General features: G+C 67.2%; 18 protein-coding genes. 11 read left to right on the top strand and 7 right to left on the bottom strand.

The window, feature by feature from the left end; translation table 11 throughout:
• Window positions 1-135 precede the first annotated feature (135 nt).
• The 3 genes from FOC67_RS09940 to fan1 form a co-directional block, all read right to left on the bottom strand.
• On the bottom strand, window positions 136-345 hold the full coding sequence (locus tag FOC67_RS09940) for a hypothetical protein (protein ID WP_003088087.1): 210 nt from the start codon (window positions 343-345) through the stop codon (window positions 136-138).
• Between the two features lie 89 nt (window positions 346-434).
• Complete coding sequence (locus FOC67_RS09935) at window positions 435-2711, bottom strand: ATP-dependent DNA helicase (protein ID WP_003088085.1); 2277 nt, start codon at window positions 2709-2711, stop codon at window positions 435-437.
• The gene (fan1, locus tag FOC67_RS09930) at window positions 2704-4383 is read right to left on the bottom strand and encodes a nuclease Fan1 (RefSeq protein ID WP_126573450.1); all 1680 of its coding nucleotides are present in this window, start codon (window positions 4381-4383) and stop codon (window positions 2704-2706) included. The genes FOC67_RS09935 and fan1 overlap by 8 nt, the downstream gene beginning before the upstream one ends.
• A gap of 133 nt (window positions 4384-4516) precedes the next feature.
• On the opposite strand from fan1, the gene FOC67_RS09925 reads away from it, so the two are divergent.
• From FOC67_RS09925 to modC, 4 genes are all read left to right on the top strand, one after another.
• On the top strand, window positions 4517-5167 hold the full coding sequence (locus tag FOC67_RS09925) for a TetR/AcrR family transcriptional regulator (RefSeq protein WP_003088072.1): 651 nt from the start codon (window positions 4517-4519) through the stop codon (window positions 5165-5167).
• Between the two features lie 115 nt (window positions 5168-5282).
• Window positions 5283-6038 (top strand): molybdate ABC transporter substrate-binding protein, encoded by a 756-nt coding sequence (gene modA / locus FOC67_RS09920; RefSeq protein ID WP_003088070.1) that lies wholly within the window; start codon window positions 5283-5285, stop codon window positions 6036-6038.
• A 12-nt stretch (window positions 6039-6050) separates the two neighbouring features.
• Window positions 6051-6737, top strand: a complete 687-nt coding sequence (modB, locus tag FOC67_RS09915; protein ID WP_009314586.1) for a molybdate ABC transporter permease subunit — start codon at window positions 6051-6053, stop codon at window positions 6735-6737.
• 1 nt (window position 6738) lies between these two features.
• Window positions 6739-7824, top strand: a complete 1086-nt coding sequence (gene modC / locus FOC67_RS09910) for a molybdenum ABC transporter ATP-binding protein (RefSeq protein WP_003098212.1) — start codon at window positions 6739-6741, stop codon at window positions 7822-7824.
• 21 nt (window positions 7825-7845) lie between these two features.
• Here modC and FOC67_RS09905 read toward each other — a convergent pair whose 3' ends face one another.
• Entirely contained in the window at window positions 7846-8673 is an 828-nt protein-coding gene (locus FOC67_RS09905) for a class I SAM-dependent methyltransferase (RefSeq protein WP_003088063.1), read from the bottom strand.
• Window positions 8674-8758: 85 nt separating this feature from the next.
• Here FOC67_RS09905 and FOC67_RS09900 point away from each other — a divergent pair, with 85 nt between their 5' ends.
• Together FOC67_RS09900 and FOC67_RS09895 are read left to right on the top strand one after the other, a co-directional pair.
• The gene (locus tag FOC67_RS09900; protein ID WP_003088060.1) at window positions 8759-9646 is read left to right on the top strand and encodes a LysR family transcriptional regulator; all 888 of its coding nucleotides are present in this window, start codon (window positions 8759-8761) and stop codon (window positions 9644-9646) included.
• Window positions 9647-9654: 8 nt separating this feature from the next.
• Complete coding sequence (locus tag FOC67_RS09895; RefSeq protein ID WP_003088058.1) at window positions 9655-10476, top strand: aminoglycoside phosphotransferase family protein; 822 nt, start codon at window positions 9655-9657, stop codon at window positions 10474-10476.
• Here the strand turns inward: FOC67_RS09895 and FOC67_RS09890 are convergent, their stop codons facing one another.
• On the bottom strand, window positions 10477-11931 hold the full coding sequence (locus FOC67_RS09890) for a TrkH family potassium uptake protein (RefSeq protein ID WP_003088056.1): 1455 nt from the start codon (window positions 11929-11931) through the stop codon (window positions 10477-10479).
• 177 nt (window positions 11932-12108) lie between these two features.
• Here FOC67_RS09890 and FOC67_RS09885 point away from each other — a divergent pair, with 177 nt between their 5' ends.
• The 4 genes from FOC67_RS09885 to FOC67_RS09870 all read left to right on the top strand — a co-directional run bounded on the left by FOC67_RS09885 (window position 12109) and on the right by FOC67_RS09870 (window position 16292).
• Window positions 12109-13032 carry a DUF808 domain-containing protein gene (locus tag FOC67_RS09885; RefSeq protein WP_003088054.1) on the top strand — a complete coding sequence of 308 codons (924 nt, stop codon included), beginning with the start codon at window positions 12109-12111 and terminating at the stop codon, window positions 13030-13032.
• A gap of 344 nt (window positions 13033-13376) precedes the next feature.
• Entirely contained in the window at window positions 13377-14819 is a 1443-nt protein-coding gene (gene ccoN / locus FOC67_RS09880) for a cytochrome-c oxidase, cbb3-type subunit I (protein ID WP_009314587.1), read from the top strand.
• Window positions 14820-14821: 2 nt separating this feature from the next.
• Window positions 14822-15043 (top strand): hypothetical protein, encoded by a 222-nt coding sequence (locus FOC67_RS09875; RefSeq protein ID WP_009314588.1) that lies wholly within the window; start codon window positions 14822-14824, stop codon window positions 15041-15043.
• A 91-nt stretch (window positions 15044-15134) separates the two neighbouring features.
• Entirely contained in the window at window positions 15135-16292 is a 1158-nt protein-coding gene (locus tag FOC67_RS09870; RefSeq protein WP_003139903.1) for an HPP family protein, read from the top strand.
• Here the strand turns inward: FOC67_RS09870 and FOC67_RS09865 are convergent.
• Window positions 16280-17143: a LysR family transcriptional regulator gene (locus tag FOC67_RS09865; RefSeq protein ID WP_003108721.1), complete on the bottom strand. Its 864-nt coding sequence runs from the start codon at window positions 17141-17143 to the stop codon at window positions 16280-16282. The genes FOC67_RS09870 and FOC67_RS09865 overlap by 13 nt on opposite strands.
• 284 nt (window positions 17144-17427) lie before the next feature.
• Between FOC67_RS09865 and FOC67_RS09860 the strand changes: the two genes are divergently transcribed.
• Window positions 17428-17703 (top strand): hypothetical protein, encoded by a 276-nt coding sequence (locus FOC67_RS09860; RefSeq protein WP_003098204.1) that lies wholly within the window; start codon window positions 17428-17430, stop codon window positions 17701-17703.
• Between the two features lie 48 nt (window positions 17704-17751).
• Here the strand turns inward: FOC67_RS09860 and FOC67_RS09855 are convergent, their stop codons facing one another.
• Window positions 17752-18957 (bottom strand): diguanylate cyclase, encoded by a 1206-nt coding sequence (locus FOC67_RS09855; RefSeq protein WP_003088044.1) that lies wholly within the window; start codon window positions 18955-18957, stop codon window positions 17752-17754.
• Window positions 18958-19074: the final 117 nt, after the last annotated feature.

Below are 19074 nucleotides of genomic sequence, written 5' to 3'. Positions count from 1 at the left end.
GGCTCGCCCAGGGGCGGCGAGCATAAGGGATGGGGCTGCGGCCTACGGCCGCGAAAGGGCAAAACTGTTAAGGCTGCCCGCTTTGATCCTTCGTGGCGGGAACTGGCCCACAAAACGCCAGGCGCGGGAAAGGCCTCAGCGCTTGCCCATCGAACGACGGGTACCGCGCGGCGCCATGCCGGGACGCTGGCCCTTGTCGTGGATCTTCCGCTGCGGATAGAGCTGGGCCTGGTTCTTCTTCGCCAGGGCTGCCTTCAGCAACGCGCTGGCGTCGCTCGGCGCGGCCTGGGCCGGAGCGTCGTCGGAGGAAAGGGCCTGGGGAAGAGCGTCGGGAGCGGAAGCCATGGCGTATCCGGATCGGGGGAAATCGTGGGGACGCGATTATACATGGCTGCCCGGCTGTCCGGCAGCACCTGCCGGCGTATCGCCACCGGTCAACGCAGTTGCCACCAGCCCGGTAGCAACCGGCGCACCCTGGCCTGAGCGAAACGGTCGTCGATCAGGTGCACCACGCCGCGATCGCTGCGGCTGCGGATCACCCTCCCGGCGGCCTGGACCACCTTCTGCAGTCCCGGATACAGGTAGGTGTAGTCGTAGCCGTCACCGAACAGGCGCTGCATGCGCAGGCGGATCTGCTCGTTCACCGGATTCACCTGGGGCAACCCGAGGGTGGCGATGAAGGCGCCGATCAGGCGCTCTCCAGGCAGGTCGATGCCTTCGCCGAAGGCACCGCCGAGCACGGCGAAGCCGATGCCCTCGCCGCCCGCGACGAAGCGTTCGAGGAAGGCCCGGCGCTCCGCCTCGTCCATCCGTCGCGTCTGGCTCCAGCACGGCACCCACGGGTATGCCTGGCGGAAGACGTCCAGCGTCTGCTGCAAGTAATCGAAGCTGCTGAAGAAGGCCAGGTAGTTGCCCGGCCGCTGGCGAAACTGCTCGCCGAGAATCGCCGCGATGGGCGCCAGGGAGGCCTGACGCTGCGCATAGCGCGTGGAAACCCGACGCTGTATGTGCACCTCCAGTTGCTCGGCGCTGAATGGCGAGTCCACTTCCAGCCAGGGCGTGCCCGCCGGCAGGCCAAGCAGGTCGGCGTAATAGTCGCGCGGCCCGAGGGTAGCGGAGAACAGCACGGTGGAGCGGCTGGCGGCGAAGCGCTCGGCGAGAAACGCCGCCGGCACCACGTTGCGCAGGCACAGCCGGGCCAGGCTGCGGCCGTTGCGGCCTGGGCGCTTCTCGATGTCGAACAGCGAATGCTCGCCGAACAGCTCGGCGAGACGGCCGAACTGCAGGATCGCGAAGTAGAACTCCTGCAACGCCGGCTCCAGCGCCTGCGGTTGCTCGGCGAGCAGGTCGTTGATCGCCGCCACCGCGTTCTGCAAGGCCAGGAGCAGCTTCTGCGGAGGCTCGTCGTAGGCCTGGTAGTCGTCCGCCTGGGTCTTGCCCAGTTCGTTCCAGGCACGCTGGATGCGCTCCAGCGGTTTCCTCAGGGCCTCCGGGGCGGTCTTGCGCACACCGAGGAAATCGCCCTGGTCGAGTTCGGCGGAATACATCCGCCGGCCGCGCTCCACCAGGTTGTGCGCCTCGTCCACCAGTACCGCCACCCGCCACTGGTTGACCTGGGCCAGGCCATGGAGCATGGCGCCGAGGTCGAAGTAGTAGTTGTAGTCGCCCACCGCCAGGTCGCACCAGCGCGCCAGTTCCTGGCCCAGGTAGTAGGGACAGACCCGGTGCGCCAGCGCCACCTCGCGCAACCGCGCCTGGTCCAGCCAGCGCGCCTCCACGGCGGCGGCGCGGGCCGCCGGCAGGCGTTCGTAGAAGCCCTGGGCCAGGGGACAGGACTCGCCGTGGCAGGCCTTGTCCGGATGCTCGCAGGCCTTGTCCCGCGCCACCAGTTCCAGCACCCGCACCGGCAGTCCGCCGGTTTCCCCTTCCAGGCTACGCAGGGCATGCAGCGCGAGGGCCCGGCCCGGGGTCTTGGCGGCCAGGAAGAACAGCCGGTCCAGGCGCTGCCCAGGCATCGCCTTGAGTTGCGGGAACAGCGTGCCGATAGTCTTGCCGATCCCGGTTGGCGCCTGGGCCATCAGGCAACAACCGGCGGAGGCGGCCTTGTACACCGCCTCCGCCAGTTGCCGCTGGCCGTGGCGGAATTCGGCGTGGGGAAAGCGTAACGCGGCCAGTTCGCGGTCGCGCCGCTGGCGGTGCGCCAGTTCCTGCTCGGCCCAGGCGAGAAACGCCTGGCACTGGCTCTCGAAGAACAGCCGCAGCTCGTCGGCCCGCACTCGCTCGACGAAGCGGGTCTCCTTCTGGCTGCCGACCTCCAGGTAGACCAGCGCCAGTTCGACTTCCTCCAGCTTCCGTTCGGCGCAGAGCAGCCAGCCGTAGACCCTGGCCTGGGCCCAGTGTAGGTGCCGGTGGTTGGCCGGTTGCAGGGCGAGGTCGCCGCGGTGGGTCTTGATTTCCTCCAGGCAGTTCGCCTGCGGGTCGTAGCCATCCGCCCGGCCGCGCACCTGCAAGTGACGGTAGCGTCCGTCCAGCGCCACCTCGCGCTGGTAGTGAGCGGGGCGCCGGGAGGTCACCAGGGTATGTCCGGCGATGCCTTCCAGGGCGCTGGGCGACGGGGTGAAGCGCAGGTCGAGGTCGCCGCGCTTGGCGCTGAACTCGCAAAGCGCGCGCACCGCCACCTGGTACAGCGCCTCGCCGCCCTGCTCAGTCATCGACATGCCAGCGCACGTAGCAGACCGCCACCGGCATCTCTCGCTCGCGGCAGAATTGCAGCCAGCGCAACTGGTTGTCCTGCAGGCGGTCGCCCGGTCCCTTGACCTCGACCATCCGGTAGCGACGCTGCGCCGGCCAGAACTGGATCAGGTCCGGCAGGCCGGCGCGGTTGCCCGGGATATCCTCCAGCAGGCGTTCGAACCAGGCGCGCAGGTGGGCCGCCGGCAGGCAATCGAGCGCCTGTTCGAGCAGTTCCTCGCCAAGCAGCTCCCAGTAGACGAAGGGCGACTGCAGGCCGAACTTGTCGCGGTAGCGACAGCGGATCGCGTCGCGGTAGCTGCCGTCCTCCAGCCGTCCCAGGCAGGCCTCGAACAGGGCGGCGCGGCGCTGGCGGAAGTCGGCGCTGTGCAGGTCCGCCGGCGCGCTGTGGAAGGGATGGAAGAACGCCCCGGGAATGGCGGCGAAGATCGCCTCCCAGCAGAGCAGCCCGAACAGCGAATTGATCAGGCCGTTCTCGACGTAGTGCACCGCGCAACCGGGCTCTTCCAGGTGCTCGCGGACCGCCCCCTCGACGCTACAGGGTTCGCTCGGGAGCGCCAGGCACAGGTCCAGGCGGTCGATTTCCGGAGCCGCCGCCCGCGCCTGTCGCGGCAGGCCGAGCTTGCCTTGCAGGCGCGGCAGCAATCGGGCCAGGCCCTGGCGTTCGGCGTCGCTTTCCGGCGCACAGCTGGCCTCCCGCGCCAATGCATGGGCTTCGGCGAAGCGCTCGCCGCGTTCCAGGCTGCGAATCGCCCGCAGGCGCGCGCCGGGGTGGCTGGATTGGCGATAGAGCCGCTGGGCCAGGTCGAAATCCCGCTGCTTTTCGCAGTGCTGGGCGAACTGGAACAGCAGCTTGACCCGCCGCCCTTCCAGCCAGGGATTGGCGTAGGGTTCGCCCGGCAGGCCGGCGAGCAGTTCTTCCAGCGGCTCGCCGAGGTCGAAGCGCTGGCGGCAGTCGAACAGGTGGAGATAGGCGTCGACGTCGGCGCGCAGGCGAAAGCCGCGGGAATCGGCGGAAAACTCGACGCTTTCGTAACGATAGATACCCAGGTCGGCAAGGACGAACTCCGACCAGTCCTGCCACAGGTTGCCGAAATACATCAACCGCAAGCGGTCGCAGAGCGCCATGCAGCGCAACTCGTAGACCGGTTCGGCGAAGTCGGCCTGCCACTCGGCGAGCCGCCGCGCCTCGGGGAACAACGGCTGGAGCCGTTCCAGCAGCGCATCCTTGCGCAGGTTCGCGCGCCCGAGATGGTCCCTGAACAGCTGCGACAACTCATCCTTCTTCAGCAAGCCGAACAGTTGCGCCAGTTCCAGGGCCGGCTGCGCGTCCACCCAGCCCAGTGCCAACAGCGGTTGCACGGCGGCGCGCGTGTCGCCGATCTCGGCATAGGCCAGCTTGCCTTCGCGGAACAGCGTGCCCTTGCGCATCACCATGCGCACCAGCAGGGCCTGGCTGGCCTCGGGCAATTCGGCGAACGCGGCGATGAAGGCACGTTCCTGATCGTCGAGCAGATCGGCATAGCGTTCGCCGATCCAGGCGAGTACCGCGCGGAAGTTGTGCAGGTAGTAGAAGGGTTCGGGAAGCGCTGGGAAATTCACGGGAAGCGGAGCCTGGTACTGTTCATGCATACAGATACCAGCGCCCCCACGGCTTGGCAATGCGCATCCGATCAAGCGTCGCCGGCCTGGCGACGACTATCCAGGCACAAGGCATTCGTTATATAAAAATATTAACAACGAAACCTGCCCCGTATCAGTCCCGATGAAGAAGATCCGCCAACGCAACCTGCAACTGATCCTCGACGCCGCCTGCGAAGTCTTCGCCGACTGCGGCTTCAGCGCCGCCCGGCTCAGCGACGTCGCCGAGCGCGCCGGCGTGGCGAAGGCCAACGTGCTCTATTACTACCGCTCCAAGGCGCAACTCTACGAGGCGGTGCTGGACAGCATCGTCGAGCCTCTGCTGGAAGCCTCCCGGCCATTCGCCGGTGACCAGCCGCCCGCCGAGGCGCTACGCGCCTACGTCGACAACAAGATGCGCATCGGCGCCGAGCGGCCGCACGCGGCCAGGGTCTTCTCCTGCGAGATCATGCGCGGCGCGCCGCGCATGCCGGCGGCGCTGCTGGAACGCCTCGACGCCCAGGCGGAACGCAACGCCGAGCGCATCCGCCAGTGGATCGACGAAGGCCTGCTGGCGCCGCTGGATCCGTACCACCTGCTGCTCAACCTGTGGGCGATGACCGAGTCCTATGCCCTTGGCGGCTGGCAACTGGCGCGCCTCACCGGCCAGGCCGGGCTGGACGCGAGCGACTACCGGCAGGCGGCGGAAAACATCGTCCGCCTGGTCTGCGCCGGCTGCCTGGCACTCCCCGGCGAGGCCGCGCCGCGTCGGCGTTTCCGCGCGCTGGCCGGCTGAGCAACTTGCGCCAGATCAATTTCCGCGTAGCGCTATATTCCAAAAGCCATAGCGAACCCCTAAGCTTGCGCCAGCCCCGTCCGCCAACTTCGTTCGCCCCCCACAGGAGCACTCCATGACCACCCGCCTGCCCCAGCTGTTGCTCGCCCTCCTCGCCAGCGCCGTATCCCTGGCCGCCAGCGCCGACGAGGTGCAGGTCGCCGTCGCGGCCAACTTCACCGCGCCGATCCAGGCCATCGCCAAGGAATTCGAGAAAGACACCGGGCACAGGCTGGTCGCCGCCTACGGCGCCACCGGCCAGTTCTATACGCAGATCAAGAACGGCGCGCCGTTCCAGGTGTTCCTCTCCGCCGACGACAGCACTCCGGCGAAACTGGAGCAGGAAGGCGAGGTCGTGCCCGGCTCGCGCTTCACCTATGCCATCGGCACCCTGGCACTCTGGTCGCCCAAGGCCGGCTACGTCGACGCCAAGGGCGAGGTGCTGAAGAGCGGTAGCTTCAGGCACCTGTCCATCGCCAACCCGAAGACCGCGCCCTACGGCCTCGCCGCCACCCAGGCGATGGACAAGCTCGGCCTCGCCGCCACGCTCGGGCCGAAGCTGGTGGAAGGCCAGAACATCAGCCAGGCCTACCAGTTCGTTTCCAGCGGCAACGCCGAACTGGGCTTCGTCGCCCTGTCGCAGATCTACAAGGATGGTAAAGTCGCAACCGGCTCGGCCTGGATCGTTCCCGCCGAGCTGCACGACCCGATCCGCCAGGACGCGGTCATCCTCAACAAAGGCAAGGACAACGCCGCCGCCAAGGCCCTGGTCGACTACCTGAAGGGCGCCAAGGCCGCCGCGCTGATCAAGTCCTACGGCTACGAACTCTAAGGCGGGACCTGCATGGCGTTGCCACTCGACAGTACGGACCTGGCGGCCATCTGGCTGACCATCGAGCTGGCTTCGCTCACCACCCTCCTCCTGCTGCTGATCGGCACGCCCTTCGCCTGGTGGCTGGCGCGCACCCGCTCCTGGCTGAAGGGGCCGATCGGCGCGGTGGTGGCCCTGCCGCTGGTGCTGCCGCCGACGGTGATCGGCTTCTACCTGCTGGTCAGCATGGGTCCCAACGGTTTCATCGGCCAGCTCACCCAGAGCCTCGGTCTCGGCACCCTGCCCTTCACCTTCGCCGGCCTGGTGGTCGGCTCGGTGTTCTACTCGCTGCCCTTCGTCGTGCAACCGTTGCAGAACGCCTTCGAGGCGATCGGCGAAAAACCGCTGGAGGCTGCCGCGACCCTGCGCGCGAGCCCCGTCGACCGTTTCTTCAGCGTGGTCCTGCCGCTGGCCCGGCCGGGTTTCGTCACCGCCGCGATCCTCGGCTTCGCCCATACCGTCGGCGAGTTCGGCGTGGTGCTGATGATCGGCGGCAACATCCCGGAGAAAACCCGCGTGGTCTCGGTGCAGATATTCGATCACGTCGAAGCCATGGAATACGCCCAGGCCCACTGGCTGGCCGGCGGCATGGTGGCGTTCTCCTTCGTCGTCCTCCTCGCCCTCTATTCGGGCCGGCGCCGCCGGCCGGGCTGGGCCTGAGATGGACGGCCTGCGCCTGCGCTTCCGCCGCGCCTACCCCGGCTTCGAACTGGACATCGACCTGGCTCTTCCCGGTCGTGGCGTGACCGCTCTGTTCGGCCATTCAGGCTCCGGCAAGAGCACTTGCCTGCGCTGTATCGCCGGCCTGGAAAAGGCCGCCGAGGGCGAGGTGACGATCAACGGCGAGACCTGGCAGGACAGCCGCCGCAACCTCTTCGTCGCGCCCCACCGACGTGCCCTCGGCTACGTGTTCCAGGATGCCAACCTGTTCCGCCACCTGACGGTGCGGCGCAACCTGGCCTTCGGTCTCAAGCGCATCGCCGCCGCCGAACGCCGCGTCGAGCTGGAACAGGCCTGCGCCCTGCTGGGCATCGAGCACTTGCTGGAACGCATGCCGGAACGCCTCTCCGGCGGCGAGCAGCAACGCGTCGGCATCGCCCGGGCCCTGCTCACCAGCCCGCGCCTGCTGCTGATGGACGAGCCGCTGGCATCCCTCGACCTGAAGCGCAAGGGCGAGATCCTGCCCTATCTCGAACGCCTGCATGAGGAACTGGACATCCCGGTGCTCTATGTCAGCCACTCGCCGGACGAAGTGGCGCGCCTGGCCGATCACCTGGTGCTGCTGGAGAACGGCAAGGTCCGCGCCAGCGGGCCGATCGGCGAAACCCTGGCGCGAGTCGACCTGCCGCTGGCGCTGGACGACGACGCCGGTGTGGTGATCGAGGGCACGGTCAGCGACCACGACCCGGCCTACGGCCTGCTGACCCTGGTCCTGCCCGGCAGCGCGCTGCAAATGCGCGTCGCCCACGCCCCGCTGGCCCCCGGCAAGCGCCTGCGCTTCAAGGTACAGGCGCGCGACGTCAGCCTGAACCTGCGCGACGACGCCCAGAGCAGCATCCTCAACCGCCTGCCGGTACGGGTCCTGGAATTGGTCGATACCGACACCGCGGCCCACGTACTGGTGCGCCTGGATGCCGGCGGCAATCCGCTGCTGGCGCGGATCACCCGTTACTCGCGGGACCAGTTGCAACTACGACCCGGCCAGCTGTTGTGGGCGCAGATCAAGTCGGTGGCGGTGCTCGCCTGACCCCGGCCTCGCCTGCGGCGCCTAGACCCTGGGCCAACGGTAGCGGATCAGCCGCCCCATCCGCCGCAGGAAGGCGAAGCCGTTGTAGATCGGCAGCATCAGCCGCGACGACTGCGGCAGCTTGGCAACGTCCTGCGGGTCATAGTCGGTGACCTCCTCGATGAAGCGCAGGGCCGGATGCCACCGCTCGAGTTCGCGCGGGTCGTCGATGCTCCAGTGCACCTGCGCCCCGGTCTCGCGCAGCGGCGGATACAGGCGCAGCAGCATGATGCCGAGGCGGCCGTAGCCGTCGAACAGCAGCTCGCCGCTACCCAGGTGGTCGACCAGGCGTTCCACCAGGCGTCGCACCTGGGACTCCCGCAGATAAGGCATCAGCCCCTCGGCCAGGACCAGGGCGGGCCGCTCGCGCGGCACCCCTTGCAGCCAGCCGTCGTCGTCCACCGAGTGGCGCAGCGCCCGATAGGCGCCGGCGCGCGGCGGGTAGAGTCGCTCGCGCAGGTCCATGACTTCCGGATAGTCAAGGTCGAACCAGGGCAGCTCGGCCGGCGGATCGACCCGGTAGATACGGCTGTCCAGGCCGCAACCGAGGTTGAGCACCTGCCCCTCGGGATGGCGGCCGAGGAAGTCGCGGCAGGCCTGGTCGAAGTAATGCGAGCGCATGGCCAGGGCCCGTTCGTTGCCCTTGCCGAGGGCGACCCTGGAGAAGTCGAAGTCGATCTGCCGCACCGCCTCCTCGGCGAAACGGTCATGGAGGATGGAATCGTCCAGGCGGCTATCCAGCGCCTTGGCGTAGAGGGTGATCAGGAGCGTCTGCTTTTCTCCGGTGAGGGTGATGCGGTGGCCGGGCATGAAAACCTCCTGCGGGCACGCGTGCCTCTTCAGTCCTTGCCGAAAACATCGCTATGCTTCGGCAATGATTGCCCTGGAGTCACGAATGAAAGCCAACTCCGATGAACTGCAAAGCTTCGTCAGTGTAGTCGACAGCGGTTCCATCAGCGCCGCCGCGGAACAGATGGGACTGACCGCCTCGGCCGTCAGCCGGACCCTCTCGCGCCTCGAGCACAAGCTCGGCACCACCCTGCTCAACCGCACCACCCGGCGCATGGAGCTGACCGAGGAAGGCCGCTACTTCCTCGACCAGGCACGGCAGATCCTGCAGCAGATGGAGGCGCTCGAGGAACGCCTGGCCCTGCGCCGGCAGAGCCCCGCCGGGCGCCTGCGGATCAACGCCGCCTCGCCCTTCATGCTGCACGCGGTGGTGCCGCACATCGGCGAGTTCCGCCGGCTGTACCCGAACATCCAGCTCGAACTCAACACCAACGACCTGATCATCGACCTGTTGGAGCAACGCACCGACGTGGCGATCCGCATCGGCGCACTCAGCGACTCCACCCTGCACGCGCGGCCGCTGGGCGCCAGCCGCCTGCACATCCTCGCCAGCCCGGAGTACCTGGCCCGCCACGGCATGCCGACGAGCATCGAGGGGCTGCGAGGGCACACCCTGCTCGGCTTCACCCAGCCCGAGCACCTCAACCGCTGGCCGGTGGTGCACGCCGACGGCGATCGCCTGGAGATCCAGCCGGATATCTCTGCCTCCAGCGGCGAGACCCTCCGCCAACTGGCCCTGAGCCACCAGGGGATCGCCTGCCTGGCCAGCTTCATGACCGACCGCGATATCCAGGACGGGCGCCTGGTGCCGCTGTTCGCCGAACAGATGAGCGAATACCGGCAACCGATCCACGCCGTCTACTACCGCAACTCGCAACTGGCGCTGCGCATCCAGTGCTTCCTCGACTTCATCCAGCAGCGCCTGGGCGCCTGAGACCGACCGTGAACGAATCCCTCGATTTCTCGCCCTACCTCGAGCGCTGGGCATTGCAACCCGACGGCGAGCCCTTCGCCACCCACAGCAGCCGCCTGCTGCCGGTGCGCCATCGCGGCGCAGCGGCGATGCTGAAGATATCCAGTGCCGAGGAAGAGCGTTTCGGCCACGTACTGCTCAACTGGTGGGACGGCCAGGGCGCGGCCAGGGTGCTGGCCTACGACCACCAGGCGCTGCTGATGGAGCGTGCCACCGGCGGGCGCTCGCTGCTGGAGATGGTCAAGCGCGGCGACGACGACGAGGCTACGCGTATCCTCTGCCAGGCCATCGAACGCATCCATGCCCCGCGCCCGGGTCCGTTGCCGGAACTGACCCCGCTGGAGCGCTGGTTCGACTCGCTGTATGCCGCCGAGCGCCGCTACGGCGGGCTCTACGTCGACTGCGCGAACGCCGCCCGCTACCTGCTGGAGACCGCTCGCGAACAGCGCCCGCTGCATGGCGACATCCACCACGGCAATGTGCTCGACTTCGGCGAGCGCGGCTGGCAAGTCATCGACCCCAAGCGGCTCTACGGCGAGCGCGGCTACGACTACGCCAACCTGTTCACCAATCCCGACGCGAAGACCGCCCAGGCGCCCGGCCGTTTCGAGCGCCAGCTGGAGATCGTCGTCGCCGCCAGCGGCCTGCAACGCCGCCGCCTGCTGCTGTGGATCCTGGCCTGGACCGGACTCTCGGCGGCCTGGTTCGACGAGGACGGCAGCCGCGAGGAGACCGACGCCGAGCTGGCCATCGCCCGCCTGGCCCTCGCCAGCCTGTCTCGCGAAGGCTGATCAGAAGCGCCAGAACGCGCGGGTGCACAGCACCAGTACGGTGAGAATCTCCAGCCGACCAAGCAGCATGCCGAGGGTCAGCAGCCACTTGGCCATGTCCGGCAGGCTGGAAAAGTTTCCCGCCGGTCCGATAATCGGCCCGAGCCCGGGCCCGACGTTGCACACGGCGGTCGCGGCACCGGTGAACGCGGAGACCCAGTCGAGGCCGAGCATGGTCAACCCCAGTGCGATCACGCCGATGGTGATGGTGAAGAAGAAGGAAAAGGTGATCAGCGAGCGGACGATTTCCTCGTCCAGCGGATGGCCGTTGTAGCTTTGCCGGATGGTCGCCCGCGGATGCACGAGGTTCTGCAGGTTGGCCCTGAGCAACACGAAGGCCACCTGGAAGCGGAAGATCTTCAACCCGCCGGCGGTGGAGCCCGAGCAACCGCCGACGAAGGTGAGGTAGAAGAACAGCATGACCGCGAAGGTTCCCCAGGTGGTGTAGTCGGTCAGGGCGAAACCGGTGGTGGTCACCACCGACGTCACGTTGACCGCCACCAGGCGCAGCGCATCCCACCAGCCGTAATCGGAATTCAGCCAGAGCCAGAAGGCGAAAACCAGCCAGGTCACCGCCAGGAAGCCGATGAAGCCATGCACCTGGTGGTCCTTGAGCAAGGCCAGGCGATGGCCGCGCAGGGTCGCGACATAGAGGGTGAACGGCAGGCTGCCGAGGATCATGAACAACACGGCGACCCAGTGCACCGCCGGTTGCGGCCAGTGCGCGAGGGAAGCGTCGGAGGTGGAGAAGCCGCCCGTGGAGATGGCGGCCATCGAATGGTTGAACGCCTCGAAGGGGGTCATGCCCGCCCACCAGAAGCACAGCACGCCCAGCAGCGTAAGCGCGACGTAGACGCCGAGGATGTACTTGGCCGCCATGTGCGAGCGTGGCATCACCTTCTCGCCCCAGTCGGAGGATTCGGTCTGGAACAGGCGCATGCCGCCGACACGCAGCAGCGGCAGGATCGCCACCGCCATGCCGATGAAACCGATGCCGCCGAGCCAGTGCAACAACGAGCGCCAGATGAGGATGCCCGGCGACATCTGGTCCAGCCCGCTGAACACGGTGGAGCCGGTGGTGGTGATGCCCGACATGGTCTCGAAGAACGCATCGGTGTAACTGATGTGCCGAGCCATCACCATCGGCAGCGCGGCGAAGGCGCAGACCACCACCCAACTGGCGGTGGTCAGGAAATACATGTGCCGGGCACGAAAATGCACGTGAGCCGGCCGTCCCGGCAAGACCAGCGCGAGGCCGGCAGCCGCGGTGAGCAGGCTCGACCAGAGGAAGGCGTCGAAATCGTCGTAGCGCTGGAAGAGCGCCAGCGTCAGCATCGGGATCAGCATGCTGGCCGCCAGGGTGACCAGGAAAAGCCCGAGGATGAATCCCACCAGGCGGAGCAGGGAAAAGCTCATTCCGTAACGACCTGTTTCAGCAGAGGCGGACAGCCGCGTATTCTAGCCGCCCACGGGGCGGCTTCGGAACCATCTCAGGGGATCGCCTATCCCAGGAATCGAAGGTTCTCTGTTCGCTGACACCGTTCCATTGTCAAATAGGCGTCTCGCGCCCCCTACCAGTAAGGAAACCCAAACATGGCCGGAGCCAGCCTCCTCACCCTCCTCGACGATATCGCCGCGGTGCTCGACGACGTCTCGCTGATGACCAAGGTCGCCGCGAAGAAGACCGCCGGCGTTCTCGGCGACGACCTGGCGCTGAACGCCCAGCAGGTCACCGGGGTCAACGCCGACCGCGAACTGCCGGTGGTCTGGGCGGTAGCCAAGGGCTCGCTGCGGAACAAGGCGATCCTCGTCCCCGCCGCCCTGCTGATCAGCGCCTTCGCGCCCTGGGCGGTGATCCCGCTGCTGATGCTCGGCGGCGCCTACCTGTGCTTCGAGGGCTTCGAGAAGATCGCCCACAAGTACCTGCCCCATGACGACGAGCACGCCGACGAGGCAGCGCTGGCGGCCAATGTCGACGTGGCCGCCCTGGAAAAGCAGAAGATCGGCGGCGCGATCCGTACCGACTTCATCCTCTCCGCGGAAATCATCGCCATCACCCTCGGTACCGTCGCCGAGTCCAGCTTCACCACCCAGGTGCTGGTGCTGGTCGGCATCGCCCTGGTGATGACCATCGGCGTCTACGGCCTGGTCGCCGGCATCGTCAAGCTGGACGACGCCGGCCTCTATCTGTCCAAGCGCGACAGCGGCTTCGCCCAAGGGCTCGGCGGCGCCATCCTGCGCACCGCGCCGTACCTGATGAAAGGCCTGTCGGTGGTCGGCATGGCGGCGATGTTCATGGTCGGCGGCGGCATCCTCACCCACGGTATCCCGGTGGTCCACCACGCCATCGAACAGGCCGCGCAGAGCGTCGCCGGCATCGCCACGCTGGGCCCGTTGCTGGCGGCGATCACCCCGACCCTGCTGAACTTCCTGTTCGGCATCGTCGCCGGCGCCGTGGTGCTGGCGGGGGTGCTGCTGGTCAAGCGCCTGCTGCCGAAGAAGAAAAAGACTGGCTGAGCCTGCCATCGCCGGCAGCACCATCGCGGAGGGCGGATAGCCGCCCTGGCGCACATCCCACGAAGCGGTTGTGCGCCCTGCCCCGGAAGTCCCCTCCGTTTCAATTCAATAATTTTGCACTGTAATAGCAACATTATTCGTTGGAGACGAATAAAGCTCCCCTCCTAGAATGTCCACCAGTGCCATGAGCCGTCTGTTCCGAGCCTTCCAGACGAAGATCCGACCTCCGCACTCCATCGACCCGGCAACGGGATACCCAGAAAAATACCGATAACCCAACGAGGACCCGAGGGTCGCGCCTGCTCGCCAGCCGGCCGGACCCGGGGCCCGGCGTGCCAGCGACCATGAACGATACGGATAGCAGAAAAGATCCGGACGGCTACAACTACGACGTCGTCCGCCAGTTCACCCTGATGACCCTGGTCTGGGGCATCCTCGGCATGGGCCTGGGGGTGTTCATCGCCGCCCAGCTGGTCTGGCCGGCGCTCAACCTCGACCTGCCCTGGACCAGCTTCGGCCGCATCCGCCCGATCCACACCAGCCTGGTGATCTTCGCCTTCGGCGGCAGCGCGTTGTTCGCCACCTCCTTCTACGTGGTGCAGCGCACCAGCGGCGTGCGGCTGATTTCCGACGCCCTGGCGCGCTTCGTGTTCTGGGGCTGGCAGGCGGCGATCGTGGGGATGATCGTCAGCTACCCGCTGGGCTACACCACCTCCAAGGAATACGCCGAGATGGAATGGCCACTGGCGCTGTGGATGGCCATCGTCTGGGTGGTCTATGCTTACCTGTTCTTCGGCACCATCGCTCGCCGCAAGGTGAAGCACATCTACGTCGGCAACTGGTTCTACGGCGCCTTCATCATCGTCACCGCGATGGTCCATATCGTGAACCACGCATTGCTGCCGGTGAGCCTGGGCAAGTCCTATTCTGCCTATTCCGGCGCCACCGACGCGATGATCCAGTGGTGGTACGGGCACAGCGTGGTCGGCTTCATCCTCTCGGTCGGCTTCCTCGGCATGATGTACTACTTCGTGCCCAAGCAGGCCGGGCGACCGATCTACTCCTATCGCCTGTCCATCGTGCATTTCTGGGCGATCATCTCGATCTACATCTGGGCCGGTCCGCACCACCTGCACTACACCGCGCTGCCGGACTGGGCGCAGTCGCTGGGCATGGTGATGTCGCTGATCCTCCTGGCACCGAGCTGGGGCGGCATGATCAACGGCATGATGACCCTCTCCGGGGCCTGGCATAAGTTGCGCGACGACCCGATCCTGCGCTTCCTGGTGGTGTCCCTGGCGTTCTACGGCATGTCCACCTTCGAAGGCCCGATGATGGCGATCAAGACGGTCAACTCGCTGTCCCACTACACCGACTGGACCATCGGCCATGTCCACGCCGGCGCCCTCGGCTGGGTGGCGATGATCTCCATCGGCACGCTCTACCACATGATCCCGAAACTCTGGGGCCGCGAGCGGATGCACAGCATAGGCCTGATCAACGCGCACTTCTGGCTGGCCACCATCGGCACCGTGCTGTACATCGCCTCGATGTGGGTCAACGGCATCACCCAGGGCCTGATGTGGCGGGCGATCAACGAGGACGGCACGCTCACCTACTCGTTCGTCGAGGCGCTGGTGGCCAGCCATCCGGGCTACGTGGTGCGCCTGCTCGGCGGCGCCACCTTCGCCAGCGGCATGCTGCTGATGGCCTACAACACCTGGCGGACCCTGCGCAGCGCGCAGGAGCAGCGGCAGCCGGTCCTGGCGGCCGGCCAGGGGGCCTGAACATGCTGTGGTCCCTGCTGTGCCTCCCCACCCTGGTGCTCGGCCTCGCGCTCAGCCTCGCCGGCAGTACCCGCGAGGAACGCGAGCAGGCCGCCCTGCTGCCGTTCGCCGACGATCCCGAGGCCGCCCGCCGGGTCGCCCGGGATACCGGCAAGATCTGCCGGCAGGTGGTCCGCCCCCTCGAGGAATCCCGCGAGGCCGCCGGCCCGCCGTTCCTCGCCTGAACCGACTCCATCATCCAGGGATGGATGCCTCCAGCACGAAAGTGCCTTGCGGGGCCGGCAACGGCCCCTTTCTTTCGCTTCGAAGAGTTCCATGAACGACTCCCCCAGCACCGCCGTACGCACCTGGCTGAAAGGCTTCCGCCCCCTGACCCTGAACGCTCGACCGCGCGACTGCCTGCGCGCCGGACTCGGTGCCTGCATCGGCGCGCTCGCCGCGGTATTCGCCTGCCAGGCGTTGTTCGGCAGCGAACTGGCGCTGCGCCTGGCAGCGCCGCTCGGCGCATCCGCCGTACTACTGTTCGCCCTCGCCTCCAGCCCCCTGGCGCAACCCTGGTCGATGCTCGGCGGCAACCTGGTCGCCGCCCTGGCCGGCGGCCTCAGCGCCTACTGGTTCGGGCACGAACTGGCCCCGGCCCTGGTCGGCATGGCCCTCGGCATGCTGCTGATGTTCGCCCTGCGCTGCCTGCATCCGCCGAGCTGCGCGCTGGCCCTGAGCGTGGCCCTCAACCCGTCCCTGAGCGAACTCGGCATCGACGTGGTCTGGCCGATCCTGCTCTCCACCCTGGTGCTGATCGGCTGCGCGCTGCTCTACAACAACCTGATGCGCTCTCCCTACCCGCGGCCCTACCAGCCGCCGCGGGCCAATCTCCATGGCACCCGCGACCTGGCGCCGAGCGCGCGGACGGACTTCTCCGCCCGGGACCTGGACCAGGCGCTGCAGGACTTCGGCGAATACGTCGACATCACCCGCGACGACCTCGAGCGACTGATCCACCACACCGAGCGCTACGCCTTACGCCGGCGCATGGGCGAGCTGACCGCGGCACGGATCATGTCCCGCGACGTGCAGACCGCCAGCACCGAGACCTTCATCGACGACGCCTGGAAGCAGTTGCAGGACCACCGTCTGAAGGCCCTGCCGGTGCTCGACGAGCATCGGCGGCTGGCCGGCATCGTCACCCAGAGCGACCTGCTCAAGCACTTCCGCCCCGACGGCAGCCCGTTCAAGCGCCTGCGCTTCCTGCGCGGGACCAAGCTGAAGACGATCATGACCACCCCAGTGGTCTGCGTACAGGCCGACACCCACGCCGTCGAGCTGGTCTCGCTGCTATCCGACGAAGGCCTGCACTGCCTGCCGGTGCTCAACGAAGCCGGCTACCTGGTCGGCATCGTCAGCCAGACCGACCTGATCGCCGCGCTCTACCGCAACTGGCTGCAGCACCTGGGCCAGGCCGATCAGATCACGTAGTCCCAGCGCTGCGACCAGTCGCTGTCCTCGCGGACCACTTCGCGCAACAACTGGAACGCATGGCGCAGGGTCGGCGACAGGCGCTCGCGGGAGTACACCAGGTAGGTCGGGTAGGCGAACTCCGGCGCCTGCTCGACCCGTTGCAGGGTGCCGCCATCCAGGTAGCTGCTCACCACCCGGGTACGGAAATAGCCGCTACCGCCGTTCTGCATGATGTACTGCAGGGCCAGCGGCCCGAGGTTGCAGGCCAGCGCGGCCTTGGCCCGGTCCGGCAGCGCGGCATCGTGCTGGCTGCGGAAATCCGGGCCCCAGTCGACATAGAGATAAGGCTCCGCGGATACCACGGAACGCACCATCACCAGCTTCTCCTCCAGCAACTGCTCGACCTGCAGCCCTGGCCAGTATTCCGGCTGGTAGACCAGCGCGGCGTCCAGCGCGCCCTGCTCCAGTTGCTTGAGCAGGTCGGCGCCCTGGCCGATCTCGACCCGCACGGCGTGGCCGGGAATCGCCTCGCGCAGGCGCCGCATCCAGTTCAGCAGCAACGGATTGCACAGGCTGACCTCGCCACCGAGGTTGAGCAGGTTGCGGAAGCCGTCCGGCAGCGGCAGGTCGCGTCGCGCCGCATCCCAGGTCTGCACCAGTTGGCTGGCGTAGCCGAGGAAGTGTTCGCCGTCGGCGGTCAGGCGCGCGCCCGCGCGGTTGCGCACGAACAGCCGGCAGCCGAGTTGCCCTTCGAGGTTCTGGATGCGCGCGGTGACGGCCGTCTGGGTCAGGTGCAGGCGTTCCGCGGCAGCGACGAAACTACCGCTGCGGGCGATCTCCAGGAAGGTACGGGCGAGGTCGATATCCATGCGAAGCGGTCCGCTGCCACAGGTGGGCCGCCATTCTAGGCTGTGCAGGCGCGGGCGGCGAGCGCAAGGCGGCCTGGCCGCGCTCCTGGAAATCTGCGACAAAACACCGCGCCTAACCGCTTCGGCACGCCTAAACCCTTCGAAAAAGCGACAACCTGTTGCACAAACGCGCCACGCCGTGACTTTTTCGCTTTCGAAAGCATCAGTTAGCGTGACCGAACACGGTGGAGCCGGGAAGCGCCACCCATGTTCCACACAGACATGAACGAGAGAGACCGACTCCCATGAACGCTACGCTCCGTTTCAACGAGGCTTTGCTGATCACCGGGCGCGCCTTCCAGCCATACCAGTGCGTTGCCTGGTCCGAGCTAGGCAGTGACGGCGGCCTGAGCCTGTCCGTAGTCGATCGCACCGGCACCCGCCTGCTGGGCCGTGCACGCATTCCGAGCTCCGCCTACTCCGATCCGGAGCAGCTTGCCGGCCTGCTGCAACAGGCACGCGAAGAACTCAGCCACAACGGCTACAACCTGCAGGACTGGAGTATGCCCAGCCAAGGCTGAGCCGCTCCATACGACGAAAGGCGCCCACGGGCGCCTTTTTCGTTTCCTCTATTCGAGGCGGTCGTGCTGACGGAACGCCACGCGCACCGCGTTGCGCCCTGCATCCTTGGCCTCGTAGAGCGCACGATCGGCCTCACGATAGAGCGCGTCCAGGCCCATGCCGGAGGTCGAATAGGCCACCCCCAGGCTGATGGTCAGGCAGGGGCCGGCGCTGGAGCCCAGGTGCTCGATGCCCAGCGCCTCCACCGCCTGCCGCAGGCGCTCGGCGATGGCCAGGGTGTTGCCCTCCTCGCTGTCGTAGAGCAACACGGCGAACTCCTCCCCGCCCAGGCGCGCGGCGATATCCAGCGGCCGCCGCGCGCCCTGCCGGAGCACGACGCCAAGCTGGCGCAGGGCGGCATCGCCGGCCGGATGCCCGTAGTGGTCGTTGTAGGCCTTGAAGTCGTCGACATCCACCAGGATCAGCGCCACCCCCTTTTCCTCGCGGGCGCCCTGCTCCAGGGCCCGCTGGGCGAGCAGCTCGTAGTAGCGTCGGTTGACCAGGCCGGTGAGGCTGTCCTGTTCGGCCATCATGCCCAGCAGCCGCCGGCCGAGGAACTGCTCGCGCTGGGCGTAGTCCTGCAGGTACAGGGCGAACGAACAGATCAGCACCACCAGGCCGTTGTAGAGCGTATTCAGCAGGTTGGTGCGCAGGTTCTCTTCGCCGCCGAAGAGCAGGAATACCGCCAGGTTCAGGGCCAGGCACAGCAACGCCAGGCGCACGCAGGCCCAGAACGCCAGGCCGAGTGGGAAGAACACCGCGAGGATGCCCAGGGTCGCGCCCAGTTGGGTGAAGCGCGGCACCCCATGCCACTCGAACAGCACGTCGCAGGCCAGCACCGCCAGGTTGATCAGCAGCAGGCAGTAGGGGGCGATGGCATCGCCGACCTTGCGCAGGCTGGGCAGGAAGGCCGCCGGCCAGACCACCAGCAGCAGGCCGATCATTCCCAGGCGCACGCCCAGCAGTTGCTCGAACAGGCTGGGGTGCAGGCGGATGTCCACCATCATCCAGTCGGCCACGATGAACAGCGCCCAGATCAGGAACGCCACCCCGATGGCAGCACGCCGCTGCATCAGCGAGTTCCAACTGAGAAACTCGCGAAACTCGTTTTCCAGCTCCTTTTCGAACCGCAACCAACGAAAACCGTTGCGCAACTGGCGCGCATACGGATTATCCGGCAGACCAGCCTGTACCAGGCCGTCGCGTGCAAGCATGCTGACTCCCCTACCTCGGACCGAACGCTGGAACAGGCCTGGACGACAATACCCTGGCGCCTCTACAGCGATGAGTCAAAAAGCCATCACCCGTTACCAGACAATAGGGCATGCGGC

Origin of the sequence: Pseudomonas sp. FDAARGOS_761, from assembly GCF_013343155.1 — a bacterium.
Classification (GTDB): Bacteria; Pseudomonadota; Gammaproteobacteria; order Pseudomonadales; family Pseudomonadaceae; genus Pseudomonas; species Pseudomonas aeruginosa.
The sequence above is the reverse complement of the archived record's forward strand: the minus strand, read 5'-3'. Positions and strand labels throughout refer to the sequence as shown.